The following is a 7,568-nucleotide window of genomic DNA, read 5'->3' on the forward strand; positions in this document are numbered from 1 at the left end:
CCGGGACCGGCGGCGCGGTGGCCGGTGGCGGGGCCGCGAGGGTCGGCGGCGCGGCGGCGGTGACCGGGCCGGCGGCGAGGACCGGCTGGGCGCCGGACGGGCTCGGGTCACCGGGCACCACCAGCTCCGACGGGATCAGCACCACTGCGGTCGTGCCCCCGTAGGCGGACTCCTTGAGCTGCACCTTCACCCCGTGCCGCTCGGTCAGCCGGCTCACCACGTACAGGCCGAGGCGGGCGGCGTCGGCCAGGTTCAACTCGGAACGGTCGACGATCCGGCGGTTCGCCGCGACCAGTTCCTCCCCGGTCAGCCCCAGGCCACGGTCCTCGATCTCGATGGCGTACCCGGCGGTCACCAGTCGACCCCGCACCTCCACCGTGGTGTTCGGCGGCGAGAAGGACAGCCCGTTCTCGATCAGCTCGGCGAGCAGGTGGATCACGTCACCGACCGCCCGGCCGGCGAGCGCGACCGGCCCGAGCGGCAGCACGTCCACCCGGGTGTAGTCCTCGACCTCGGCGACCGCGCCGCGCACCACGTCCACCATGGGCACGTTGCGCCGCCAGGCCCGGCCCGGGGTGGCGCCGGAGAGCACGATCAGGTTCTCCGCGTTGCGCCGCATCCGGGTGGCCAGGTGGTCCACCCGGAACAGGTCCTCCAGTTCCTCGGCGTCGTGTTCGCGCCGCTCCATCGCGTCGAGCAGGGTGAGCTGGCGGTGCACCAGCGCCTGGGTCCGCCGGGCCAGGCTGAGGAACACCCCCCGGACGTTGCGACGCAGCTCGGCCTGCTCCACCGCCGTCCGCACGGCGGTCTCCTGCACGGCGTTGAACGCCCGCCCGAGCTGGCCGATCTCGTCGTCGCCGAAGTCCAGGGGCGGGGCCTCGCGGGCCACGTCGACGTCCTCGCCCCGGCCGAGCCGGTCCACCACCCCGGGCAGCCGCTCGTGGGCCAGCCGCAGCGCGGCGTCCCGCAGCCGGGCCACCTGGCGGACCAGGTGCCGGGCGGTGCTGATCGACACCACGATGGACGCGACGACGGCGATCAGGCCGAGGCCGGCGGCGAGCACCAGCCGGACGATGACGCCCACCGCGACCGGGGTGGCCCGGTCGATCAGTGCGTCGCCGATGGTCACCCCGAAGTCCACCTGGGCCTGCATCGCCGGACCGACGGTCGACTGCCACTCCTGCGCGGTCAACGGCAGGGTGGCCCCCGACCGGGCCTGCTGGATCACCCGGTCCTCCAGCACCCGGAACCGGGCCACCGCGTCGGAGCCGGCGAGCTGGTCGTAGCGGACCCGGTCGGCCGGGGACAGCTCGCCGGCCGCCTCCGCGGTCTGGTAGCGCTGGGCGCCGACCAGCTGGGCGAAGCGGGCGTACTCGTCGCCGGTCATCCGGCCCGCCGCGAGCACCCCGGTGATCAGGGCGTCCTGCTGGGAGATCAGTTCCCGCACCTGGTAGAGGTCGACCAGGGTCTCGCTCTCGGCGGCGATCTGTGGGTCGTCGAGCTGGCCGAGCGAGCCGTACATCCGCAGCACCGCGGCGAGGATGGCGGTGTACGCGGCCGACGCCTCGGCCCGGTTCACCCCCGCGTCGCGCACCGACTCCCGCACGCCGGTGAGACCACTGAGCCCGGTCAGCACCTCGTCCACCCGGCGGCGGGTGTCCTCCCCGGTGGCCAGCTCGGCCTGCCAACTGCCCACCGACGTGCCGAAGTCGTCCGACACCAGGTCGGTGCGCTGCCACTGGGCGGTCAGGGCGTCGAGTTGCGGCTGGCCGCGTTCGCCCAGGTAGGCGTTGGCGAGCCGGCGCTCGTCCTGCAACGCGGTGAGCAGCGCCTGGCCCGGGTCGGCCACCCGGCTGTTGAGCGTCTGCACGAACAGCAGGGTGAAGCCGTCCTGGACGGTCACCCAGGCCGCGAAGGACCAGAGCGCGACGAGCGAGGTGAGCAGGGCGACGATTTTGGTACGCAGACGTGTGCTGCCGGAACCCATCACACCGCCCCCGGGCCGGACCGTGGCCGCCGGACGCCCGACGCGTCACGACACACCTGAACCCGGCGCACGCTAGCAGTCGGCAGCACCATCGCTCAAGCCATGCTGATCATGGAGGCGGGGCCGGTGCCGCAGGTCGGAGGCGATGGTGACCACCATGGATGGTAGCGGCCCGACGGCGGTGCCGGGCCGGCGGCGGGTCGGACGGGACCGTCGCCGGGACGACCGACCCCGATCGCGGGCGCGGCCGACCCCGCTGTGCCAGGCTCAGGGGCATGGACGACAAGAGCATCCTGCACCGGATCTCGGAACTGGTCGACGAGGAGCACCGGCTCCGGTCGGCGGCCCAGGCCCACGAATCCGGCACCGACGACGAGGCCAAGGAACAACTGCGCGCGCTGGAGGAGTCCCTGGACCAGTGCTGGGACCTGCTGCGCCGCCGCCGGGCGGCCCGGGAGGCGCACGGCGACCCGGAGGCACAGGGGGCCCGGCCGGTGTCGGAGGTCGAGCGTTACCTCCAGTGACGCCCCCGGCGCCCCGGACGGCCGTCGGCCGTCCGGGGCGTCGCCGCGTCAGCGCATCCCCGCCTCCCGCAGCAGCAGCGCGGTGAGGGCAGCCGGATCGGTGTCGGCGGCGGGCAGGCCCCGGGCGGTGAACCAGGTCGCCACCACCCGCACGTCGCGGGCCAGGAACTCCGGCCCCTGCGGGTTGGCCACCACGTCGACCACCTGCGGCAGGTCGATCATGACGAGCCGCCCCGCGTGCACCAGCAGGTTGTACGGCGACAGGTCGCCGTGGGCGTAGCCGGCCCGGGCCAGCACCATCAGGGCGTCCACCAGTTGCTCCCAGAGGGAGCGCAGCTCGTCCGGGTCGGGGCGTACCTGGGCCAGCCGGGGTGCGGCGGTCCCCTCGTCGGGGTCGCCGACGAACTCCAGCATCAGCTCGGTGCCGAGCAGTTGTACCGGGTACGGCACGGCGATCCGCCCGGACTCCGCCCCGACCTCCCAGAGCCGGGACAGCGCGGCGAACTCGGCCGCCGCCCACTGACCGGCGATCATCTGCCGGCCGAACGCCGTCCGGCCGGCCATCGCCCGGTTCTCCCGGGACCGGCGGACCCGGCGTCCCTCCAGGTAGCCGGCGTCACGGTGGAAGAGCCGGTGCTGGGCGTCGCGGTAGCGCTTGACCGCCAGCAGGCAGGACCGGTCGGTGTCGGGCACCGCCCGGCGGACGAGGTGGACGTCCGCCTCCTTGCCGGTCTTGAGCACGCCGAGGTCGGTGTCCCGGGCGGCCAGCTCGGTGACCAGCCACCGCGGGTGCGGTTCGGGCCCGTGCACGGCCTGGTCCCAGGAGGACCAGTGGTCCTCCGGCTCGGGGTCGGGTTCGTCCTCGGGTGCGGTGCCGGCCGGCTGCCGGCCGTACGTCAGAAGGGGTGTCTCGTCGTCGTCGAAGCGGCTCTTGCCGCGGCCACGGCGCTGCGGCGCCGGGATGTCGTGTTCGCGCACGGTGCTGGTGATCCCTTGATCGAGGCTGATGGAGGCAGGTGGTACGACCCTGCGAAGACGGCCATGACCGACCCCCTTTCCTCGACCGGGCCCCGCCCGGCTGCGCGTGCGCGCCGGCCCATGCTGGCCGACGCCCCGCGCGGGACACAACCGATTTACCCGCCGGCGAGCACCACCGAGACGGCCGCGATCAACGAGTCGACGGTACGGGTGGGGGCGAAGCGGGTGTCGGTCCAGCTCCGACCCCGGTGCAGCCAGACGCTGGGCAGGCCGACCGCGGCGGCCCCGCCGATGTCCGCCTCCGGGCTGTCGCCCACCACCCACGCGCCGCGCAGCGGCAGCCGGGCCCGCTGGGCGGCCAGCGCGAAGATCCGGGGGTTGGGCTTGCTGACACCGGCCTCCTCGGAGATCACCCAGTCGGCGACGTAACGGTCCAGGCCGGTCTGCCGGATCTTGGCGTCCTCCAGCCGGACCGAACCGTTGGTGACCACCACCGGTAGCCACCCCGCGTCGTCGGCGATCCGCAGCGCGCAGGCCACCAGTGGATCCAGCCGGGTGTAGCCGACCACCCCGTCGTGCAGCTCCTCGACCAGGTCGATGGAGGGGATGCGCAGCGCGTACCGGTCCCGGATGGCGTCGGCGATGTCCCACCGGTCGGTCAGGCCGTCGGCGTCGATGGACAGCAGCCAGTCGATGTCGGTGGCCGGCGCGCCGATCTCGGCCAGGAAACCCTCGGCCCAGGCGCGGAACGGCCCGGCCCGGTCGAGCAGGGTGTTGTCCAGGTCGAGCAGGAGCAACGGCACTGAGGCACCTTACGGGAGAGGGGACCGCCGCCGACAGGGTCGAACCACCCGTCGTCGACCGTCGGGCGGCCGGGGTCGGGCGGGTGCGGGGCACGGGTGGGGGGAGGTGACCAGGGCTGTCGCCACCGGCCGATCCTAACCGGACGCGCGTCCGGCAGGCCGAGGTGACGGCCAATAGCAAGCCGTACGTACGGTTTGCCTTGCGCACGGTCACCTGCGACGATCGACCCGTGCCCAGAGTAAGTCAGGACCAGCTCGACGCGCGCCGCCAGGAGATCCTCGGCGCGGCCCGGGCCTGTTTCGCCCGGCACGGCTACGAGGGAGCCACCGTGCGCCGGCTGGAGGAGGCCACCGGGCTGTCCCGGGGCGCCATCTTCCACCACTTCCGCGACAAGGACTCGCTCTTCCTCGCCGTCGCCGAGGACGACGCCGCCGCGATGGTCGCCACGGTGGCCCGCAACGGCCTCGTCCAGGTGATGCGGGACCTGCTCGCCCGCGCGGTCTCCCCGGACACCACCGGCTGGCTGGGCAGCCAGCTGGAGGTGTCCCGCCGGCTGCGTACCGACCCGGCGTTCGCCAGCCGGTGGGCGCAACGGTCGGCCGCCATCGCCGAGGCGACCCGGGACCGGCTCGCGCGGCAACGCGAGGCCGGGGTGCTCCGCGAGGACATCGACATCGACGTGCTGGCCCAGTTCCTGGAGCTGGCGTACGACGGGCTGGTGCTGCACCTGGCGATGGGCCGGCCCGCCGGCGATCTCGGGCCGGTGCTGGACCTGGTCGAGGAGGCCGTCCGCCGCCGCTGACCCCACCCCGGGGCGGCAGCCGTGGGAGCGGGCAGGTCTCGGCTCGGTAACTCGCCCACCGCCGCCGTGCCCGCGTGGCGGGGCTGTCCCACAATGGGGCCGCGATCCCCCTCGCGCGACAGGAGCAGCCCATGAACACCCTTGCCGCAGCGGGCGACACCTGGGGCATCCCCGGCCCGCTCTTCCTGAAGCTCTACCTCCTGGTGGCCGTCGTCGCCGTGATCGGCGTGCTGGTGCACCGGCGGCGCACGGCCGCCGGACCCGACGCGGTCGGCGCCGAACAGCTCGGTCCGCAGCAGGTCGCCTACCTCAACGGCGGCGACCAGCTCGCCATCTGGGCGGCGCTGGGTGGGCTGCGCGGCGCCGGCGCGATCGACGTCAAGGCGAACGGCCGGTTGACCGCCACCGAGTCGGCACCCCACGGGCTCACCCCGCTCGACCACGCGATCCGGCACGCCGCCCGCCGGTCGGTCGCCGCCCGCGAGCTGCGCCGCGACGCCGGGGTGACCCGCGCCCTGCAGGAGCTGCGGCAGGGGTTGGAGCAGCGCGGCCTGCTGATCGACGCCGACGGGGTACGGGCCCTGCGGCGCGGACGGAACCTGCTGCTGGTGCTGCTGGGCCTGGGTGTGGTGCGGCTGGTCTCCGGGCTGGTCAACGGCCGGCCGGTCGGCTGGCTGCTGCTCGCCCTGGCCGGGCTCGGGGTGGCGTTCGCCCTGGTGGCCCGCACGCCCCGGCGGACCAGGACGGCGAACGTGATGATGAGCCGCCTGCGCAGCAGCAACCACCACCTCGCCCCGGACTCGGCCCCGGCCTACGCGACCTACGGTCCGGCCGGCGCGGCGATGGGGGTGGCCCTGTTCGGCACCGTCTCCCTCTACGCGCTCGACCCCGGCTTCGCCGCACAGGCGGAGATCCAGCGGCAGGCGTTGAACGCCGGCAGCGGCAGCGGCTACACCGGTTCCACGGGTGTCACGTGCGGCGGCAGCACCTCGTCGGGCGACAGCGGCTCGTCGTGCGGTGGCGGCAGCTCCTGCGGCGGCGGCGGAGGATGCGGCGGCGGTGGCGGGTGCGGCGGATGACCCGGCCGCAGGGGGTGGGCATCGGTTGGCGGCCGGAGATCGCCGGTTTCGTCGCCGAGCTGCCCGGCCTGCGTTTCGTCGAGGTGGTGGCGGAGTCGCTCGCCCCCGACGGCCCCCTCCCACCGGGGCTGGCCGCGCTGCGGGAGCGCGATGTCACCGTCGTACCGCACGGGGTGCGCCTCTCCCTCGGCAGCGCGGAGCCGGTCGACCCGGCCCGGGTGACGCACCTGGCCCGGGTGGCCGAGCTGGTCGGCGCGCCACTGGTCAGCGAGCACATCGCGTTCGTCCGGGCCGGCGGGCTGGAGGCCGGGCACCTGCTGCCGCTGCCCCGGACCCGGGAGGCGGTGGCGGCGGTGACGGCGAACGTCGCGCGGGCCCGGGCGGAGCTACCGGTGCCGCTGGCGTTGGAGCCGATCGCGGCACTGTTCGACTGGCCCGACGACGAGCTGGACGAGGCGGACTTCCTCACCGAGATCCTCGACGCCACCGACGCGGAGCTGCTGCTCGACGTGGCCAACGTCTATGCCAACGCCCGCAACCGGGGCCAGGACCCGCAGGCCCTGCTGGACCGGCTGCCGCTGGAACGGATCGCCTACGTGCACGTGGCCGGCGGGGCCGAGCACGGCGGGCTCTACCACGACACGCACACCGATCCGGTGCCCACCGAGGTGCTGGAGCTGGTCGGCGCGCTCTGCGCCGGCCGCCGGCCGCCGCCCCTGCTGCTGGAACGCGACGGCCACTACCCGCCCGCCGACGTGCTGCGGGCCGAGCTGGACGCCCTCGCCACCGCCGCCGGCCACCCGGTCGTCACATGAGCCCGACGCACCCCGTCGGGTCGGCCCCGTTGCCCGACGCCACCGGACCGGAAGGGCTGGCCACCCGACAGGCCGCGCTGGTCGCCGCCCTGGTCGCCGGGGCTCCGCTGCCCGCCGGCTTCGCCACCGACCGGGTCGACGCCGCCCGGCGGGCACTGCTGCGCAAGCGGGCCGGGGAGGTCGCCCGCCACTGGCCGCTGCTCGCCGCCGGGCTCGGCGACACCTGGCCGGCCACCTTCGCCGGCTGGGCGGCCGGCCGGCCCACCGCCGGATCGCTGCGCGACGGCTGGGACCTCGCCCGCACGCTGCGCGACCAGGGCGCCCTCCCCCCGCTCGGCGCACAGGAGCTGGCCGCCCGCGAGGCCACCCACCGCTACGACGGCCGGCATCCGCCCCGCCGCCGCCGGTTGCCGGCCCTGGTCCGCAGCGGCGACGCCGTCGCCCTCCAGCTCGCCGGCCGGGTACGCCTGCTGCGCTCCTCCCGCCGCTGACCACCGGGCCGCCGCGCCGGCCCGCGCGGGATACGGCAGGGTGGGCGGGCTGGAGCTCGGCCTCGCCGATCGGGGGTTCGGGGGGACC

The 7,568-nt window shown here is 75.2% G+C and carries 8 protein-coding genes; 5 read left to right on the plus strand and 3 right to left on the minus strand.

What is annotated here, in order from left to right:
* Positions 1 to 1,987: nitrate- and nitrite sensing domain-containing protein (locus ACOJTC_RS29135; RefSeq protein ID WP_420119288.1), on the minus strand; the 1,987-nt coding region annotated here is incomplete at its 3' end.
* A gap of 275 nt (positions 1,988 to 2,262) precedes the next feature.
* Here ACOJTC_RS29135 and ACOJTC_RS29140 point away from each other — a divergent pair.
* Entirely contained in the window at positions 2,263 to 2,511 is a 249-nt protein-coding gene (locus ACOJTC_RS29140; RefSeq protein ID WP_088645025.1) for a DUF2630 family protein, read from the plus strand.
* 48 nt (positions 2,512 to 2,559) lie between these two features.
* Here the strand turns inward: ACOJTC_RS29140 and ACOJTC_RS29145 are convergent, their stop codons facing one another.
* A complete protein-coding gene (locus ACOJTC_RS29145; protein WP_204926117.1) occupies positions 2,560 to 3,489 on the minus strand; it encodes a serine protein kinase RIO in 930 nt (309 codons plus the stop codon).
* 155 nt (positions 3,490 to 3,644) lie between these two features.
* Positions 3,645 to 4,292 (minus strand): HAD family hydrolase, encoded by a 648-nt coding sequence (locus tag ACOJTC_RS29150; protein WP_204926116.1) that lies wholly within the window; start codon positions 4,290 to 4,292, stop codon positions 3,645 to 3,647.
* Between the two features lie 230 nt (positions 4,293 to 4,522).
* On the opposite strand from ACOJTC_RS29150, the gene ACOJTC_RS29155 reads away from it, so the two are divergent.
* From ACOJTC_RS29155 to ACOJTC_RS29170, 4 genes are all read left to right on the plus strand, one after another.
* A complete protein-coding gene (locus tag ACOJTC_RS29155; RefSeq protein WP_204926115.1) occupies positions 4,523 to 5,095 on the plus strand; it encodes a TetR/AcrR family transcriptional regulator in 573 nt (190 codons plus the stop codon).
* Positions 5,096 to 5,226: 131 nt separating this feature from the next.
* A complete protein-coding gene (locus ACOJTC_RS29160) occupies positions 5,227 to 6,174 on the plus strand; it encodes a TIGR04222 domain-containing membrane protein (protein WP_420119289.1) in 948 nt (315 codons plus the stop codon).
* Positions 6,171 to 6,989, plus strand: a complete 819-nt coding sequence (locus ACOJTC_RS29165) for a DUF692 domain-containing protein (protein ID WP_420119290.1) — start codon at positions 6,171 to 6,173, stop codon at positions 6,987 to 6,989. The genes ACOJTC_RS29160 and ACOJTC_RS29165 overlap by 4 nt, the downstream gene beginning before the upstream one ends.
* On the plus strand, positions 6,986 to 7,480 hold the full coding sequence (locus ACOJTC_RS29170) for a hypothetical protein (RefSeq protein WP_420119291.1): 495 nt from the start codon (positions 6,986 to 6,988) through the stop codon (positions 7,478 to 7,480). Before ACOJTC_RS29165 ends, ACOJTC_RS29170 begins: the two co-directional genes overlap by 4 nt.
* The last annotated feature ends 88 nt before the right edge of the window (positions 7,481 to 7,568 follow it).

It is taken from the genome of Micromonospora sp. (genome assembly GCF_048594385.1).
GTDB lineage: Bacteria > Actinomycetota > Actinomycetes > Mycobacteriales > Micromonosporaceae > Micromonospora > Micromonospora wenchangensis.